This window comes from Campylobacter sp. CNRCH_2013_0855 (genome assembly GCF_025773025.1).
GTDB classification, from domain to species: domain Bacteria; phylum Campylobacterota; class Campylobacteria; order Campylobacterales; family Campylobacteraceae; genus Campylobacter_D; species Campylobacter_D jejuni_C.
In genome coordinates this window covers 1-16,296 of the sequence record NZ_JAKMTE010000008.1, presented here as the reverse complement: position 1 = coordinate 16,296, position 16,296 = coordinate 1, and the positions used below count along the sequence as shown (strand labels likewise).

Sequence of the window (16,296 nt, the reverse complement as noted above, 5' to 3'; positions counted from 1 at the left end):
ATGCGTATGCGTTTAGTAATGGGTTTTATAGCTTGCTTTTTTATGCTTTTACTTGCTAGAGTGTATTATATAAGTATAAAATCTAATGTTTATTATGAAGAAATAGCCAAGCAAAATGCCATTAAAACACAATTTTTAGCGCCTGTAAGAGGGCAAATTTTAGATGTTAAAGGTAGACCCTTAGCAGTAAATAAATTAGGTTTTTCAATCTCTATAAAGCCATATTTGCATATAAAAAAGAAAAATAGAAATCTTTTAGAGCAAGAATTGCAAGCTATAGTAGAAGCTTTTCCTGATTTAAATATAACCAAATTAAAACGAAATTATATAAAAGCTGATTCTTATTACAATCAAGATTATATAGAAGTGGTGCCATTTATAGAATATGATGCGATGATTAAGCATTTTACTAAACTTAATTTGCGTGAAAATATGCAAGTTAAATCTACTACTCAAAGATTTTATCCTTATGATGCTTTAGCTAGTCATGTTATAGGTTATGTTGGAAAAGCAAATTTAAACGATATGAATGAAAATGAAATTGCAAGATTAACTAGCTATGTAGGACGTAGTGGAATAGAGCGTTCGTATAATGAAATTTTGCAAGGTCAAAAAGGTGAAAAAGTTAGCAAGGTAAATGCGTTAAACAAAGAAATAGAAGAACTTTCTTATAAAAAACCTACTTCAAGCAATATCACTTTAAGCATAGATCTTGATTTACAAGAATACTTAGCTAGTATTTTTGAAAATTTAGCAGGTGCGGCTATAATAATGGATGTAAAAAGTGGAGCTATTTTAGCAGCGGGTAGTTTTCCTGAGTATAATCTTAATCCTTTTGTTACAGGTATTAGCCAAGAAGAATGGGATAAACTTTCTAATGATTTAAATCATCCTTTTACTAATAAACTTATTAATGGTCTTTATCCTCCAGGTTCGGTTGTGAAAATGGGTACAGCTTTAGCTTTTTTAGATAGCGGTAAAGTAAATGAAAATCACAAATATTTGTGCGATTCTAACTTTGAGCTTGGTGGCAGAAAATTTAGATGTTGGAAGGCTATAGGTCATGGTTATGTAGATATGAATGATGCTATTAGAGAAAGCTGTGATGTATATTTTTATAAAGGAGCTTTGGAGGTTGGTATTGACATCATTAGTTCTGTTTTTGAAAGAATAGGTTTTGGTGCAAAAACAGGAGTTGATTTACCTAATGAATTTATAGGAACAGTTCCTAATAGAATATGGAAAAAAGAAAAATACAACCAACCATGGTATCAAGGTGAAACTTTAAATACAAGCATAGGACAAGGTGATTTTCTTGCTACTCCTATGCAAGTGGCTAAATTTACAGCTATGATTGCTACAGCTAAAAATATCACACCGCATTTTTTACATAGTGTTGATGATAATGTTACTAAGGTAAATTTTGACAATAATGAAAGTGTTTTTACGACTTTTGAATTATCAAAACTCCCACTTTTAAGGCGTGCGATGTATGAGGTGGCCAATGTTGATGGTGGAACTACGGCAAGATTTTTAAGAAATTCTCCTATTACTATAGCAGCTAAGACAGGAACAGCTCAAGTAGTTGGAATTTCCCAAAGTGAAAAAAAGCGTATTAAAGAAGAGGATTTAGAGTATTTTTTAAGATCTCATGCTTGGATTACTTCTTATGCGCCTTATGAAAAACCGCAGTATGTAGTAGTGGTTTTAATCGAACATGGAAAAAGTGGTAGTAGCACAGGAGGACCTATACTTGCTAAAATTTATCAAAAACTTATAGATTTGGGTTATATTGATAAAAAATATATTAAGAGAAAGACTAAATAATTAGCATTCCATCACCATATGAGTAAAAACGATAGTTGTTTTCTATGGCTTTATGGTAAAGATCTAAGGTTTTTTCTCTACCTATAAATGCTGCTACAAGCATAATTAAAGTCGATTTTGGTAAGTGAAAATTAGTAAGTAAATAATCAAGTCTTTGTGGAGTGTTTTGTGGGTGTAAAAACAAATCACAAAAACCTTCTTTTAATTTTTTTCTATGATAATACTCTATGCAACGAGTAACGGTAGTGCCAACACCTAGTATTTTCTTAGAAGAATTAATCAAAGCACAAACTTCATCATTAATATGAAAAAATTCTGAATGCATTTTATGCTCACGTATATCTTCACATTCTACACCTTTAAAAGTTCCTGCGCCAACATGTAGTGTGATAGTATGGATATTGTGATTTATTTTAAGTTCATCAATCATCGCTTCATCAAAGTGTAAGCTTGCAGTAGGTGCGGCAACTGCACCTTGGTTTTTAGCAAAAATACTTTGATAATTAATGCTATCTTGTGCTTCATCTGCTCTTTTAATATAAGGTGGTAAAGGTATATGGCCTATTTTTTCTAAAATTTCAAAAACTTCATGATGATTAAGTTTTTTATCATCATTAAAAAATTCCACTTCTCTTGTACCATCATCGTGTAATTTTTTGATTTTAGTTTTTAAAGAATTTTCAAAATATAAAATTTGTCCTTCTTTAACCTTACCGCGAATTTGCACTAAAAAATCATTGTTTTTTAAAGGGTGGTTGATAAAAAGTTCTATTTTACTACCACTTTCTTTATTCCCATAAATTCTTGCTTTTATTACTTTAGTATCGTTAAAGATGATTTCACAAGGTGGTAAAATTTTAGCCAAGTCCTTAAAATGTAAATGTGAAATTTGATCTTTACATCTTTCATAAACTAAAAGCTTAGCATTTTCTTTGGGTAAAATAGGAAAATTTGCTATAAGTTCATTAGGTAAATCATAATCATAACTAGAAAGTAAAAGATCTTTATCAATCATTTTCATCATCTTCTTTTTGACTAGGATTAACTTTTTTAGCTATATAAATAGAAATCCCATAAAGTCCACACAAAGGAACGGCCATTAAAAATTGTGATATAACATCAGGTGGTGTCATCATAGCCGAGAAAACAAAAATCACTAAAACAGAAACCCTAAAATGTTTTTTTAAAAAAGTATCATCAACAAGTCCAAGTTTAGCAAAGAAAAATGTTATTACAGGCATCTCAAAAGCCAAACCAAAAGCAATTACTAATTTAGTAAAAAAACCTACATATAAACCTATACTAATTAAAGGTTTAAAATCTTGAGTTTGCACCCCAAAATCAATCAAAAATTTAAAAGCCAAAGGTATAACTATATAATAACAAAACAAAGCACCAAGTGCAAACATAATACTAGCAAAGCTTACAAAAGGCACTACTAATCTTTTTTCATTATCATAAAGTCCAGGTGCTACAAACTTCCAAAACTGCCAAAAAATAACCGGTAAAGAAATCAAAAAAGCTGTAAAAAATGAAACTTTCATCGCAGTAAATAAAGGCTCTTGTAACTCAACGAAAGTCATTTGTCTTGAAATTTCAGGTAAGGCTGCTTCAACAGGCGCTTTTAGTATGTCTATGATATAACTATTAAAACTAAAACATACAAAAAACATCACAACAACACAAGCAACACTTATAAATAATCTTTTTCTAAGTTCTACTAAATGCGGTTTTAATTCTTCAAACATTCTTGGCTTTCCATTTTCTGAGTATTTTTTTCATCTTTTTGAATTTTTTCTTCAAGATTAGAAAGTTCTTGTATATCTTTTTCTAAATCATTAATTTCACTTTTTAATTCTTTGGTATTATTTAAAATATCTTCTTTGAGTTGATCAAATTCTTCAAAACTTAGTTTTTTTCTGATATTTTCATTAGTTTGTGAAAATTCATCTTTGTATTTTTGTGCTTCATCTTTTAATTCTGCTATTTTTAGTTCTTTATTAATACTTGCTTTTGCTTCATCAATATTGCTTTTAATGGCTTTTAAAATTTTTGCAATTTCAACTATGGTTGAAGGTAATTTTTCAGGCCCAAGCACTAAAATAGCTACAACTAAAATAACTAAAATTTCACCAAAACTCATTATTTTGTCTTCTTTCGCTTGAATATATGGTCTACATTTTACATAAAAATACTTAAAAATATTATTACTTTTATTATATCAATATATAAAGATATCTTGATATATTGATATATTTTTGTTATAATGAATTAAAAATAAAAAGGAAAAGCATGGAAAAATTAGTTTTTATTTTAAAAGATTTTTTGATTTTATTCATAGAAATATCTGTTTTATTTGTTTTAGTTAGTATGCTTATTGCTTATTTAAATGAGCGCTATGCTAAATTTTTCAATGAGCATTTAAAGAAAGATTCTTTTACAAGCTATATAAAAGCCATACTTTTAGGCTGTTTAACTCCATTTTGCTCATGCTCAAGCATACCGCTTTTAAACGCATTTTTAAAAGCTAAAGTACCACTTGGGGTATGTATAGCTTATTTAATCACCTCGCCTTTAATCAATCCTATTATAGTAGTGATGTTTGTGGTGAGTTTTGGCTTAAAAATCTCTTTATTTTATGTGGGATTTTTATTTTGTGTGATTTTATTTCTTGCTTTTTGTGTTTCTAAAATAAACACTCAAAGATTTTTTAATGAAGACTTTTTAAAAAATGATTTAGAGCAAAAGTCAAGTTGTTGTTCTAATAATACTTTTCAAAACTCATATTGTCAAAAATCTAGTTCTATTTTTGTTAAAAATTCTAAAGTTAGCGGTAAAGTTTTGAAATTTAAGTCTAAGACAAAAGACAATAAAATCAAAATGCTATTTATGCAAAGCTTTAAAGAATATAAAAAAATATTACCTTATATTGTTATAGGTATGGGTATTGGAGCTTTTATACACGGCTTTTTCCCGCAAGATTTTTTCCAAAATTATATGAAAGATTATGGAGTATTTGGCATATTTATAGCAGCTTTTATAGGGGTTTTACTTTATATGAATTGTACGGCTATGATACCTGTAGCACTAGCTTTAACTACTAGCGGAATTCCACTTGGTATAATGATGAGTTTTTTAATAGCAGGAGCTGGGTGTTCTTTGCCTGAGCTTATTTTACTTAAAAGAATTTTTAAAACAAGCTTTTTGATTTTATTTACAAGTATGATTGTTGCTATAGCAATTAGTTTTGGACTTTTAATATTTTTCATATAAGGATTTTTATGCAAGAATTTTTAAAAATAACAAGTGCGATTAATGATGAAAGTAGGATTTTAATCTTAGCTTTTTTACAAAAATACGGAAAACTTTGTGTATGTGATTTACAAAGCTCTTTAAATATGAGTCAGTCAAGGCTTTCAAGGCACTTAAAAATTTTAAAAGAAGCTAATTTTTTAGAAGTAGATAGACAAGGTGTTTGGGCGTATTATGGGGTAAAAGAACATTTAAATAATTTTTGTAATGATGTGTTAAAAAACATCAATGAGCTTTCTATAAAGCTTCCTGAGCTTAAAAGATTTTCTTGCGAGTGCCCTAAGGAATAAAATGAAAATAGCTTTTATTTGTATTCACAATAGTTGTAGATCTCAAATAGCTGAAGCTTTGTGTAAGAAAATATGTAAAGAACTTGGTTTAAATTTAGAGATTTATTCAGCAGGAAGTGATATTTCTAAAGGAATTAATCCTAAAGCTATAAGGATTTTAAAGCAAAAATATGCACTTGACATAAGTGCTTACAAGGTAAAAGGTTTTGATAGTTTACCTAAGGATTTAGATATCGTTGTAGGAATGGGTTGTGGGGTAGCTTGTCCAAACATTGGAGCAAGGTTTCATTTTGACTTTGGTTTGGAAGATCCTAGTGATTTTGATGATGAGAAATTTGTTAAGGTGGTGGAAAGTTTAGAATTAAAACTTAAAAGAGCTTTTAGAAAAAATCACACAAGGAGAGCTTTAAATGCTTGGTTTTATAGATAGATTTTTGACTTTGTGGATTTTTATAGCCATGGCTTTAGGTTTGTTTTTGGGGTTTATTTTTCCTAATATTACAAATTTTTGGGAGAGTTTTAATTATAATCAAAATAATGTTTTGCTTATGGTGTGTTTGGTTTTAATGATGTATCCACCTTTGGCTAAGGTTGAGTATAGAAAAATATTTAAAATTTTTCACTCTATTAAAGCTTTAATACTTTCTTTGTTTTTAAATTGGATTTTTGGTCCTATTTTAATGTTTATATTAGCTTGGGTATTTTTAAAAAATGATCTTGATTATATGCAAGGTATTATCATCATAGGTTTAGCTCGTTGTGTAGCTATGGTGGTAGTTTGGAGTGATTTAGCTAAGGCTGATAAAGAGTACACCGCTGCTTTAGTGGGTATTAATACTATTTTTCAAATTTTGTGTTTTGCTTTTTATGTGTACTTGTTTTTAGAATTTTTTCCTTCTCTTTTGGGCTTGAGTTTTCAAAATAACCTAGAAGTAAAAATGGATGAAATTTTGAAAAATGTGGCAATTTATCTTGGTTTACCTTTTTTATTAGGGATTTTAAGTAGGGTTATTTTCATTAGTTTAAAAAGCAAAGAATGGTTTGATCAAAAATTCTTACCCAAAATTAGTCCTATTACACTTATTACTTTGCTTTTTACTATCATTATTATGTGTTCTTATAGATCAAGTGATATTTTCAGTTTACCTTTGGATGTATTTAAAATTTGTATTCCTTTGTTTTTATATTTTGTGATAATGTTTTATAGTTCTTGGTTTATAAGTAAAAAACTAGGTTTAAACTATGAAAAAAATACAGCTATTAGTTTTAGTGCTAGTGGTAATAATTTCGAACTTGCTATAGCTATATCCATTGCATCTTTTGGTATAAGCTCATTACAATCTTTTACTGCTATTATAGGTCCATTGATTGAGGTGCCTGTTTTGATTTTACTTGTTAAATGGGCTTTGAGGTTTAAGTACTAATATACAAAGCTAATTCATCGCTTAAGAGGTAGTTGGTGTTATAAAAAATTCCATTTTTATAGACTAATTTTCCTTTTTTGCTAAGAAACATTGCCTTTTCTTTTTCTAAAGGTTCTAGCTTTATTTCATCCACCCCTATAATACTTCTAAGTCCTAGAAAAATATGCTCTAAACGCAAATCTTTTGAATTTAAATTTTCAATCTCTCTAAAACAAGGATTTGCTATATAATCTTTTAAACTTTTTTTAGTGTAAAATCTTTGATTTTTTAAAAATCCTACTGCACTTAAGCCACAGCCTATATAGTCTTTTCCTTGCCAGTAAGCAAGGTTGTGTTTACAAATTTGTCCAAAATTACTGATTTCATATTGTTTATAGCCAAGGCTTTCAATTGCTTTAATAAAATGCTTTGCAAGGCGCGGAGCGTTTTTTTTATAATGAAATTTTTTAGCAAATCTAGTTTTTTCTTCTATAGTTAAATTATAAGCACTCACATGGCTAATATCAAGCAGGGTTAGTTTAGAAATTTCATAATCAAGCATTTTTTTATCATCAAGTTTTGTATCATAAATTAAGTCCAAATTTATATTATTAAATCCTGCTTTTTTTGCATTTTCTATACTTGTAAAAATACTTTTTTGATCATGAATACGTCCAAGAAATTGTAATTTTTTTTCATGAAAACTTTGCGCGCCAAAAGAAATACGGTTAAAACCTAAATTTTTTATTTCTTTAAGCCATGAAAAATTACTCGAGTTGGGGTTGGCTTCTATACTGATTTCACTATCTTTTTGTAAATAACTTTGTAAAAAAATAAATATTTTTTCATAAAAACTAACTTCCATCAAACTAGGCGTGCCACCACCTATAAAAATGGTCTTTATAGAATTTTTGTCAAGTTTAAAAAAATCTAGTTGATATTTTATATCTTGCATTAAAGCATTTAAATAATCTTTTTCAAAGTCCTTTTTTTTAAGCGAGGTAAAAGAACAATAAAAACACTTACTTTCGCAAAATGGTATATGTATATATAAATGCATAAAACTTCTTTAAAATGTGATTATAAATTCGTATTTTTTTGTTAGAATTATATTATTTAAAAGTCAAGGATAAGAAAATCATGGAAAAAGAAAAAAAATATAGGCCAAATGTAGCCGCCATAATATTATCATCAGCTTATCCTTTTGAAAGTAAAATTTTACTTGCTAAACGTAATGATATGGAAGATATATGGCAATTTCCTCAAGGTGGTATAGATGATGGTGAGGAAATTAAAAGTGCATTATTTAGAGAGTTAAAAGAAGAAATAGGTACAGATGAGATTGAAATTTTAGCTGAACATCCTGAGTGGATTAGTTATGACTTTCCGGTTAAGGTTGCACAAAAAATGTATCCTTACGATGGTCAAATCCAAAAATATTTTTTAGTTAGATTAAAAAATAAAGCTATTATTAATCTAAACACCAAAAATCCTGAATTTGATGCATATAAATTTGCTTCATTAGAAGATGTTTATGATATGATTAACCATTTTAAAAAACCTATATATATCAAGGTTTTAAAATATTTTAAAGAAAGGGGGTATATTTAATGCTGATCGTACAAAAATATGGAGGAACGAGCGTAGGAACGCTTGAACGTATTGATGAAGTTGCTAAAAGGGTGGCAAAAAGTAAAAAAACTTGCGATAAACTAGTTGTAGTAGTTTCAGCAATGAGTGGAGTGACTAATGAGCTTATTGATTTTGCTCATCATTTTAGCAAAAATCCTTCGGGTCGTGAGATGGATATGCTTTTAAGCAGTGGCGAGCGCGTAACTTCATCTTTGCTTGCTATTGCATTAAATGAAATGGGTTTAAAAGCTACTGCATTTTCCGGACGCAATGCAGGGATTATTACAGATGATGTTTATACTAAAGCAAGAATTGAACATATTGATACTACAAACATTAACAAAGCCTTAGATGAGGGGTATATTGTAGTAGTTGCTGGCTTTCAAGGTATTGATAGAATGGGTAATGTTACTACTTTGGGTCGTGGTGGAAGTGACTTAAGTGCGGTAGCGCTAGCTGGAGCTTTAAATGCTGATTTGTGTGAAATTTACACTGATGTAGATGGGGTATATACCACTGATCCTAGAATTGAGCCAAAGGCTAAAAAGCTAGATAAAATTTCTTATGAAGAAATGCTAGAGCTTGCAAGTTTAGGAGCTAAAGTTTTACAAAATCGCTCTGTAGAGCTTGCTAAAAAATTAAATGTAAAATTAGTTACTAGAAGTAGTTTTAATGAAAATGAAGGTACGATTATTACTAAGGAGGAAAATATGGAACAAGCTTTGGTTAGTGGTATAGCACTAGATAAAAACCAAGCAAGGGTTACTTTAAGAAATATTGATGATAAGCCAGGAATTGCTGCTGAAATTTTTGGGACTTTAGCAAATGAAAATATCAATGTAGATATGATTATCCAAAATGTAGGTGTAGATGGAGCTACAAATTTGGGCTTTACTGTGCCTGAAAACGAGCTTGATTTAGCAACTAATGCTATGAAAAAAGTTTTAGGTGCTAATGCTAATATAGAAACAGATAGTGCTGTGGTAAAAGTTTCAGTTGTGGGTGTGGGTATGAAATCACACTCTGGAGTAGCTTCGGCAGCTTTTAAAGCATTAGCAAATGAAAATATCAACATACAAATGATTTCTACAAGCGAAATTAAAATTTCAGTCATCGTGCATGAAAAATACGGTGAATTAGCTGTAAGAGTATTGCATGAAGTTTATAAACTAGATGTATAAATGAGTAATAGTTTTTTAAAATTTACCCTAGAGCAAATCCGAGAAAACGGCACTTATGCAAGTTGGTTAGAAGAAAGGCGTCTTGAATGGTCGCCTTTGATAGCTTCTAAATTAGCTTTGCTTTTACAAGGTTATACTTTTATTGTGATTACTGATGAGCAAAGAGCTTGGTTTGAAGAGTATTTTTTAAGCCAAATTAATGCTAACACCACAAGACCTTTAGTGCCTTTTGTGTCTTTAAAAGGAATTTATAATAAGGCTTGCAATACCCAAGAAGATATAGATTTACTCAATGATCTTTTGAGCATTTCTTTTCCTAATGGCTATGCTTTTTTTTATATAGGAACTAATACAGGTTTTAAATTTAAAATTGCTAATTCTAAAGAAGAAAGTATGCTTTGGCTTTTTGATGAGCAGTTGCAAAATAGCTTTTATCTTTCCTCGCGCGATAAGGAATTAGACTATAAACTTATTTCTTTATACAAAGTATTTGAGCAAAGCTTAGAGGCTGTGCTTTTTTCTAAGGTAGAAATTTGAATCTAAAAAATAAAATCATTATTCATAATGATTTTGAGTTTATGCAAGAAAAGCTTACAGAAGAATATGGTCAAAAAAATCTTAGATTTTTCATACCTAAAAATCCTGACTTAGAATTAAGATTAAATGACTTAACCTATGACAAAAACGGCCAAGCAACAGCAAGAGCTATTATGAAAGAAAGCTATATGGCTGAAGCACAAGCTAAAATCATTGTTATACTAGCTAGATCTTTTCGTGAAGAAGCACAAAATTTTTTATTAAAAGTTTTTGAAGAGCCACCAAAAAATGTGTATTTTATCATCGTAGCTCCTTCAAAAAATGTTTTTTTGCCTACTATACTTTCAAGATTTATCGTAGAAAAACATAAAATTCAAAAAGAAAAAATGTCTTTAAATTTAGATCTTAAAAAAATAGATCTAGCTCAAATTGCTTCATTATTAAAACAATATGAAAATATAGACAAGCATGAGTGTTTAGAATTAATTAGTGCTTTAAGTCATGAATGTTTTAAACAAGATATAAAATTAAATGATGAAGAAATTGAATTTTTTTATAAGGCTTATGAATTAGCTAAATTAAATGCAAAGCCAACTATTTTACTAAGTACCATAGCTTTAATTTTACACGAGAGAAAAAATGAAAATCATTAAAATCAATCCCAACACAGACTTTGAACAAATTTCTAAATACATAAAGCCACACAAAGCAGGTGAGAAAATTATGAGTGAAAAAACTCAAATTCATTTCTTTCTTATTAAAGAATTAAGAGCGCCTGCTGCAAATATACTTAAACAAGATGCACTAAGGGTTGGAGCTGAACTTGTAACACATAAAGAAGTTATACTAGGTAAAGAACATACTAATGCCTTGCTTATGGTAACGCAAGATCAAGCTAAAAAGCTTATAGAAAAAGAAAAATTACAAGATTTTAAACTTAAAAATTTAGCACTGTTTTTAAAGTCTAATTTCGTTAAACCCAAACACGCAAAAATCATGGGTGTGATTAATGTTAATGAAGATAGTTTTAATGCTCAAAGTAGGGTTAAAGAAAATGAAGTTTTAGAAAAAATCGAACTCATGATTTCTCAAGGGGCTGATTATATAGATATAGGTGCGGTTTCTTCAAGACCTGGTAGTGTGTATTGCGGGAAAGAAGAAGAGTTTAAGCGCTTAAAAAATACCCTAGATTTAATTTATAAAGAAAAACTTTATGAAAAATGTATTTTTAGTTTAGATAGCTTTGATGAGTATTGTTTAGAGTATGCTTTAAATAAAGGCTTTAAACTTATTAATGATATCACCGGTTTTAAAAATGAAAATTTAGCCAAACTAGCTTTAAAATACAAAGCTACCTACACACTCATGCATATACAAAATACCCCGCAAAATATGCAAGATAATCCTTTCTATGAAGATGTATTAGCCGAGCTTGATGATTTTTTTGCACAAAAGCTAGAAAGACTAGGTGAGCTTGGTTTAGATGATGTGATTTTAGATGTTGGCATTGGTTTTGGTAAAAGTCCTTGGCATAATATGATGTTAATCAAACATTTAGAGCATTTTTTACGCTTTGAAAAAGAGCTTTTAATCGGAGCTAGTAGGAAAAGTGTGATAAATGCTTATTTTAACTCAAGTGTTGAGCAAAGACTAGCGGGTACGCTTTATTTGCATTTGGAGGCTTTCAAAAATGGTGCAAGCATTATAAGAGCACATGATGTGTATGAGCATAAGCAAATGTTTGAACTTGCAAAAGCTATGGATGAACTTTCTTTGGAGTAATGATGATTTATCAAGAGTATTTAGAAAAGGTAAAATTAGCAAAAGAATGGATGAGGGCTTATTATGAAGATGATGAGCCTTTAGCAAGTGATGAAGAATACGATAAACTTATAAGAGAGTTAAAAGCATTTGAAACGCTTCATCAAGAAAAGATTTCCAAAGACTCTCCAACACAAAACATCGCTCCTATTATACAAAGTGAATTTCACAAACTTGCACATAGTGCAAAAATGTGGTCTATGGAAGATGTTTTTGATGAAACTGAACTTAGAGCTTGGGCAAAAAGAGCTAAATGTGAGTTTGGTTTTTTCATAGAGCCTAAGTTTGATGGAGCGAGTTTAAATCTTACTTATGAAAATGGTATTTTAATCAGCGGCGCTACAAGGGGCGATGGAGAAGTGGGTGAGGATATTACTTTAAATGTGAAAGAAATATCAAACATACCTCAAAAAATTCCTTATAAAGACAAGATAGAAATTCGTGGTGAGGTGGTGATTTTAAAAGAAGATTTTGAAAAAATCAATGAAAAAAGAGCTAAAGATGGCTTGAGTTTGTTTGCAAATCCACGCAATGCAGCAAGTGGTTCACTAAGACAGCTTGATACAAGTATTACAAAAGAAAGAAATTTAAAATTTTATCCTTGGGGAGTGGGGGAGAATTCTTTAGAATTTAGCAAGCACTCTGAAGTGATGGAGTTTGTAAGAAGTCTTGGTTTTTTAAAAGATGATTTTGTTTTTTGTGTGAAAACTTTAGATGAGGTTTTGGAAAAATACTACGAGCTTTTAGAAAAAAGAGATCAAAAGCCTATGATGATGGATGGTATGGTTGTAAGGGTAGATGATTTAGCTCATTGTAAGCTTTTGGGTTATACGGTGAAATTTCCAAAATTTATGGCTGCGTTTAAATTTCCTGCATTGGAAAAAACTACAACCTTACTTGGAGTGAATTTGCAGGTAGGAAGAAGTGGGGTAGTTACTCCTATAGCAGTGCTAGAGCCTGTAAATTTAGACGGGGTTATAGTAAAGTCTGCAACCTTGCATAATTTTGATGAGATAGCTAGACTTGGAGTGATGATAGGCGATAGTGTAAGTGTGATAAGAAGTGGAGATGTTATACCTAAAATCACTAAAGTTTTTACCCAAAGACGTGATGGTTTAGAAAGTAAAATTGCCAAGCCAACTCTTTGCCCTGAGTGTTTAAGTGAGCTTTTAGATGAGGGTGCTTTTTTAAAATGTCAAAACTTAGACTGCAAAGCAAGACTTGTAAATTCCATTATACATTTTGTATCTAAAAAGTGTTTAAATATAGACGGCCTTGGAGAAAATATCGTCGAGCTTTTATTTAAAGAAGGAAAAATCACTAATATAGAAAGCATATTTTTCTTAAAATACAGCGATTTTGAAGGCTTGGAAGGCTTTAAAGAGAAAAAAATCAATAATCTTTTAAGCGCTATTGAAAATGCAAAAAAATGCCCTTTATCAAGGTTTATCACTGCTTTGGGTATAGAGCATATTGGCGAAGTAGCAGCTAAAAAACTAGCTCAATCTTTTGGTTTTGAATGGTTTATGCAAAGCTATGAAGCTTATGCAAATTTAGAAGGTTTTGGCGCACAAATGGCTAAAAGCTTAGAAGAATTTACTCATGTTAATGCAAATCGCATTAAGCATTTTTATGAAATTTTGCATTTAGAGGATGAGAAAAAAGAGCTTATTATAAATGATAATATTTCTAATAAAACCTTTGTTATCACAGGCACTTTAAGCAAATCACGCGATCATTTTAAAGAACTAATCGAAAGCTTTGGAGCAAAAGTAAGTTCAAGTGTGTCTAAGAAAACTGACTTTGTATTATATGGAAGTGAAGCAGGCTCAAAGCTTGAAAAGGCTCAAAGTTTAGGAGTTAAGTGCATCAATGAAGTTGAGTTTAACGCTCTTTTAGGCGGTGGTGATGAGGTATGATGTCTTTGTAAGCACAAAGTTAAATATTTCTCGCAATAAAGCTTGTGAGCTTATAGAAAACAAGCAAATTTTACTCAATGGTGAGTTTAAAAAAACCTCTTTTAAAATCACATCTTTAAATCCTTTAGAAGATGAGAGTTTAAAACTCACGCTTTTAGAAGAGCTTTTTGTAAGTAGAGCTGCTTTTAAGCTTAAGCATTTTTTACAAGAGCATGCATTTACTATAAAAGATAAAATTTGTTTAGATATAGGCTCATCGACTGGGGGTTTTGTGCAAATTTTACATCAAAATAATGCTAAACATATCACTGCTTTAGATGTAGGTTCTAACCAACTTCATGAAAGCTTAAGAAATTTAGAAAATATCCAAATTTGTGAAAACACCGATTTGCGTGAGTTTAAAAGTGAAATTTTATATGATGTTATCACTTGTGATGTGAGTTTTATATCTTTAACACATTTGATTTTTCATATAGATAAATTTGCTAAAGATCTTATCATCTTGCTTTTTAAACCTCAATTTGAAGTAGGCAAAAACGCTAAACGCGATAAAAATGGAGTGGTAAAAGATATAAAAGCTATTAAAACTGCCAAAGAGGGCTTTGAAAAAGCCTGCGCAAAGCTTGGTTGGATCTTGCAAACAAGCCAAGAGTCGCACTTAAAAGGAAAAGAAGGCAATGTTGAGTTTTTCTACGCCTATAGAAAAAACTAAAATCACAAATTTAGCCATAGGGCGTTTTGATGGTATGCATTTGGGGCATTTTGAGCTTTTTAAGCATTTAGATGAAAACGGAGCTTTGTTTATCATCGCAAAAGAGAAAAAAGAAGCTCTAACGCCTAAGGATTTTAGGGCAGATTTGGTTGATTTTCCTTTGATTTTTTGTGATTTTGATAAAATCAAAGACTATAAAGGCGAGGATTTTTTAAAGCTTTTAAAGCAAGAATTTCCCAAACTAGAAAAAATCATCGTAGGTTATGATTTTAAATTTGGTAAAGAAAGAAAATGCAGTGCCAAAGACATACAAGGCCTTTGTGGTATAAACACTATCATCGTAGATGAGTTTAAAATTCAAAACAAAAGTGTTCATACAAGTATGATTAAAACCTTACTTAAAGAAGCAAAAGTCAAAGAAGCTAAAAATTTTCTAGGTAGATTTTATACTATACAAGCAAATATCATCAAAGGGCAAGGCATAGGTGCTAAAGAGCTTTTTGCAACTTTAAATTTATACGCAAAAGACTTTATTTTACCTAAAGATGGTGTATATGCGACTTTGGTAAAGATTGAAAATAAAAGTTATCATAGTGTAAGTTTTATAGGCATAAGATCTACTGATGAAAATTTTGCTCTAGAAACGCATATTTTAGATGAAAATTTCACAAACACAAAAGCAAAGTTAGTGGAGTTAAGTTTTATTGACTATATAAGAGCTAATGAGAAATTTAACGATTTAGCCTTATTAAAAGCACAAATTAGTAAAGATATTAACAAAGCAAAAGAAATTTTAGGAAAATTAAATGAAAGATGAAATTTTTAAAAAACCTTTAGAGAAACAATTTGAATTTGATAAAAGCGTAGCAAGTGTTTTTGATGATATGGTGTCAAGGTCCGTGCCTTTTTATACGCAAAATTTAAAACTCATAGTTGAACTCATAGATCATTTTGCCCCACAAAAAGCAAAAATTTGCGATCTTGGTTGTTCTACGGCTAGTTTGCTGCTTGCACTTTATGAAAAAAGAAAAGATTTTCTTTTAAGTGGGGTTGATGAGGCTAATGCTATGCTAGAGATTGCTAAAAGTAAATGCCAAGCTTTTGGAGCTAGAGTGGAATTTTATCAAAAAAATTTAGATGATTTTGAGTTTTTTAAAAATGATGTTTTTGTAGCTACTTATACTTTACAGTTTATCCGCCCACCTAAAAGACAAGAATTAGTTGATAAAATCTATCAAAACCTAAATGAAAATGGTATATTTGTGCTTAGTGAAAAAATTCTTTATGAAGATGTCAAAATAGCTAAAAAAATGATACAAATTTATGAGCAATATAAACTAGAGCAAGGTTATAGCAAGTTAGAAATTTCAAGCAAAAGAGAAGCTTTGGAAAATGTCCTCATACCTTATACTCAAAATGAAAACATAACTATGCTTAAAAAGGCAGGATTTTCTAAAGTAGAAAGCGTATTTAAATGGGTAAATTTTGAAACCTTCATTGCTTTTAAATAGATAATTATTGATTGTTCAATAGTTAATTTTATATTCAAATATTTATATATTTAAACTTTTTATAAATAATTATTTTATATAATATAAAATTATTTTTAATACAACAATCAAGGAGTTTTAATGTCTTACTTTACGGGGGGGGGGATTTGAT

At 29.9% G+C, this 16,296-nt stretch carries 18 protein-coding genes; 14 read left to right on the top strand and 4 right to left on the bottom strand.

What is annotated here, in order from left to right; translation table 11 throughout:
- The gene (mrdA, locus tag L8X40_RS05590) at positions 1–1,827 is read left to right on the top strand and encodes a penicillin-binding protein 2 (protein WP_263667498.1); all 1,827 of its coding nucleotides are present in this window, start codon (positions 1–3) and stop codon (positions 1,825–1,827) included.
- Here mrdA and queA read toward each other — a convergent pair.
- From queA to tatB, 3 genes are read right to left on the bottom strand one after another with little or no spacing between them, the layout of a single operon-like run.
- Positions 1,820–2,848: a tRNA preQ1(34) S-adenosylmethionine ribosyltransferase-isomerase QueA gene (gene queA / locus L8X40_RS05585; RefSeq protein WP_261530054.1), complete on the bottom strand. Its 1,029-nt coding sequence runs from the start codon at positions 2,846–2,848 to the stop codon at positions 1,820–1,822. The genes mrdA and queA overlap by 8 nt on opposite strands.
- Positions 2,835–3,575, bottom strand: coding sequence for a twin-arginine translocase subunit TatC (gene tatC, locus L8X40_RS05580; protein ID WP_214126268.1), 741 nt, complete (start codon positions 3,573–3,575; stop codon positions 2,835–2,837). Before tatC ends, queA begins: the two co-directional genes overlap by 14 nt.
- Positions 3,560–3,970, bottom strand: a complete 411-nt coding sequence (gene tatB / locus L8X40_RS05575) for a Sec-independent protein translocase protein TatB (protein ID WP_087699019.1) — start codon at positions 3,968–3,970, stop codon at positions 3,560–3,562. The genes tatC and tatB overlap by 16 nt, the downstream gene beginning before the upstream one ends.
- A gap of 149 nt (positions 3,971–4,119) precedes the next feature.
- On the opposite strand from tatB, the gene L8X40_RS05570 reads away from it, so the two are divergent.
- Genes L8X40_RS05570 through arsB form a run of 4 tightly spaced genes read left to right on the top strand, consistent with a single transcriptional unit; the run spans position 4,120 to position 6,853 of the window.
- Positions 4,120–5,100, top strand: coding sequence for a permease (locus tag L8X40_RS05570; RefSeq protein ID WP_263667497.1), 981 nt, complete (start codon positions 4,120–4,122; stop codon positions 5,098–5,100).
- Between the two features lie 8 nt (positions 5,101–5,108).
- Positions 5,109–5,429, top strand: coding sequence for an ArsR/SmtB family transcription factor (locus L8X40_RS05565; protein ID WP_214126265.1), 321 nt, complete (start codon positions 5,109–5,111; stop codon positions 5,427–5,429).
- Between the two features lies 1 nt (position 5,430).
- Entirely contained in the window at positions 5,431–5,859 is a 429-nt protein-coding gene (locus L8X40_RS05560) for an arsenate reductase ArsC (protein WP_263667496.1), read from the top strand.
- Positions 5,840–6,853 (top strand): ACR3 family arsenite efflux transporter, encoded by a 1,014-nt coding sequence (gene arsB / locus L8X40_RS05555; protein WP_263667495.1) that lies wholly within the window; start codon positions 5,840–5,842, stop codon positions 6,851–6,853. The genes L8X40_RS05560 and arsB overlap by 20 nt, the downstream gene beginning before the upstream one ends.
- On the opposite strand, the gene hemW is transcribed toward arsB, so the two are convergent.
- A complete protein-coding gene (hemW, locus tag L8X40_RS05550; RefSeq protein WP_261530060.1) occupies positions 6,843–7,892 on the bottom strand; it encodes a radical SAM family heme chaperone HemW in 1,050 nt (349 codons plus the stop codon). The genes arsB and hemW overlap by 11 nt on opposite strands.
- A gap of 80 nt (positions 7,893–7,972) precedes the next feature.
- Between hemW and L8X40_RS05545 the strand changes: the two genes are divergently transcribed.
- From L8X40_RS05545 to cmoA, 9 genes are read left to right on the top strand one after another with little or no spacing between them, the layout of a single operon-like run.
- Positions 7,973–8,443: an RNA pyrophosphohydrolase gene (locus tag L8X40_RS05545; RefSeq protein ID WP_087699013.1), complete on the top strand. Its 471-nt coding sequence runs from the start codon at positions 7,973–7,975 to the stop codon at positions 8,441–8,443.
- Positions 8,443–9,645 carry an aspartate kinase gene (locus L8X40_RS05540; protein WP_087699012.1) on the top strand — a complete coding sequence of 401 codons (1,203 nt, stop codon included), beginning with the start codon at positions 8,443–8,445 and terminating at the stop codon, positions 9,643–9,645. Before L8X40_RS05545 ends, L8X40_RS05540 begins: the two co-directional genes overlap by 1 nt.
- The gene (locus tag L8X40_RS05535; protein ID WP_087699011.1) at positions 9,646–10,182 is read left to right on the top strand and encodes a HobA family DNA replication regulator; all 537 of its coding nucleotides are present in this window, start codon (positions 9,646–9,648) and stop codon (positions 10,180–10,182) included.
- Between the two features lie 41 nt (positions 10,183–10,223).
- On the top strand, positions 10,224–10,835 hold the full coding sequence (locus L8X40_RS05530) for a DNA polymerase III subunit delta' (protein ID WP_315903300.1): 612 nt from the start codon (positions 10,224–10,226) through the stop codon (positions 10,833–10,835).
- The gene (gene folP / locus L8X40_RS05525) at positions 10,822–11,964 is read left to right on the top strand and encodes a dihydropteroate synthase (RefSeq protein WP_261530063.1); all 1,143 of its coding nucleotides are present in this window, start codon (positions 10,822–10,824) and stop codon (positions 11,962–11,964) included. Before L8X40_RS05530 ends, folP begins: the two co-directional genes overlap by 14 nt.
- A gap of 2 nt (positions 11,965–11,966) precedes the next feature.
- Complete coding sequence (ligA, locus tag L8X40_RS05520) at positions 11,967–13,922, top strand: NAD-dependent DNA ligase LigA (RefSeq protein WP_263667514.1); 1,956 nt, start codon at positions 11,967–11,969, stop codon at positions 13,920–13,922.
- Positions 13,912–14,634, top strand: a complete 723-nt coding sequence (locus L8X40_RS05515) for a TlyA family RNA methyltransferase (protein ID WP_263667494.1) — start codon at positions 13,912–13,914, stop codon at positions 14,632–14,634. Before ligA ends, L8X40_RS05515 begins: the two co-directional genes overlap by 11 nt.
- Positions 14,600–15,451 carry a bifunctional riboflavin kinase/FAD synthetase gene (locus L8X40_RS05510; protein ID WP_263667493.1) on the top strand — a complete coding sequence of 284 codons (852 nt, stop codon included), beginning with the start codon at positions 14,600–14,602 and terminating at the stop codon, positions 15,449–15,451. The genes L8X40_RS05515 and L8X40_RS05510 overlap by 35 nt, the downstream gene beginning before the upstream one ends.
- Positions 15,441–16,145, top strand: a complete 705-nt coding sequence (gene cmoA, locus L8X40_RS05505) for a carboxy-S-adenosyl-L-methionine synthase CmoA (protein ID WP_214100096.1) — start codon at positions 15,441–15,443, stop codon at positions 16,143–16,145. Before L8X40_RS05510 ends, cmoA begins: the two co-directional genes overlap by 11 nt.
- The last annotated feature ends 151 nt before the right edge of the window (positions 16,146–16,296 follow it).

Bases quoted from the DNA above. Each gene is read 5' to 3' on its own strand.
- mrdA (WP_263667498.1), top strand. From the start codon at position 1: ATGCGTATGCGTTTAGTAATGGGTTTTATAGCTTGCTTTTTTATGCTT.
- queA (WP_261530054.1), bottom strand. From the start codon at position 2,848: ATGAAAATGATTGATAAAGATCTTTTACTTTCTAGTTATGATTATGAT.
- tatC (WP_214126268.1), bottom strand. From the start codon at position 3,575: ATGTTTGAAGAATTAAAACCGCATTTAGTAGAACTTAGAAAAAGATTA.
- tatB (WP_087699019.1), bottom strand. From the start codon at position 3,970: ATGAGTTTTGGTGAAATTTTAGTTATTTTAGTTGTAGCTATTTTAGTG.
- L8X40_RS05570 (WP_263667497.1), top strand. From the start codon at position 4,120: ATGGAAAAATTAGTTTTTATTTTAAAAGATTTTTTGATTTTATTCATA.
- L8X40_RS05565 (WP_214126265.1), top strand. From the start codon at position 5,109: ATGCAAGAATTTTTAAAAATAACAAGTGCGATTAATGATGAAAGTAGG.
- L8X40_RS05560 (WP_263667496.1), top strand. From the start codon at position 5,431: ATGAAAATAGCTTTTATTTGTATTCACAATAGTTGTAGATCTCAAATA.
- arsB (WP_263667495.1), top strand. From the start codon at position 5,840: ATGCTTGGTTTTATAGATAGATTTTTGACTTTGTGGATTTTTATAGCC.
- hemW (WP_261530060.1), bottom strand. From the start codon at position 7,892: ATGCATTTATATATACATATACCATTTTGCGAAAGTAAGTGTTTTTAT.
- L8X40_RS05545 (WP_087699013.1), top strand. From the start codon at position 7,973: ATGGAAAAAGAAAAAAAATATAGGCCAAATGTAGCCGCCATAATATTA.
- L8X40_RS05540 (WP_087699012.1), top strand. From the start codon at position 8,443: ATGCTGATCGTACAAAAATATGGAGGAACGAGCGTAGGAACGCTTGAA.
- L8X40_RS05535 (WP_087699011.1), top strand. From the start codon at position 9,646: ATGAGTAATAGTTTTTTAAAATTTACCCTAGAGCAAATCCGAGAAAAC.
- L8X40_RS05530 (WP_315903300.1), top strand. From the start codon at position 10,224: ATGCAAGAAAAGCTTACAGAAGAATATGGTCAAAAAAATCTTAGATTT.
- folP (WP_261530063.1), top strand. From the start codon at position 10,822: ATGAAAATCATTAAAATCAATCCCAACACAGACTTTGAACAAATTTCT.
- ligA (WP_263667514.1), top strand. From the start codon at position 11,967: ATGATTTATCAAGAGTATTTAGAAAAGGTAAAATTAGCAAAAGAATGG.
- L8X40_RS05515 (WP_263667494.1), top strand. From the start codon at position 13,912: ATGAGGTATGATGTCTTTGTAAGCACAAAGTTAAATATTTCTCGCAAT.
- L8X40_RS05510 (WP_263667493.1), top strand. From the start codon at position 14,600: ATGTTGAGTTTTTCTACGCCTATAGAAAAAACTAAAATCACAAATTTA.
- cmoA (WP_214100096.1), top strand. From the start codon at position 15,441: ATGAAAGATGAAATTTTTAAAAAACCTTTAGAGAAACAATTTGAATTT.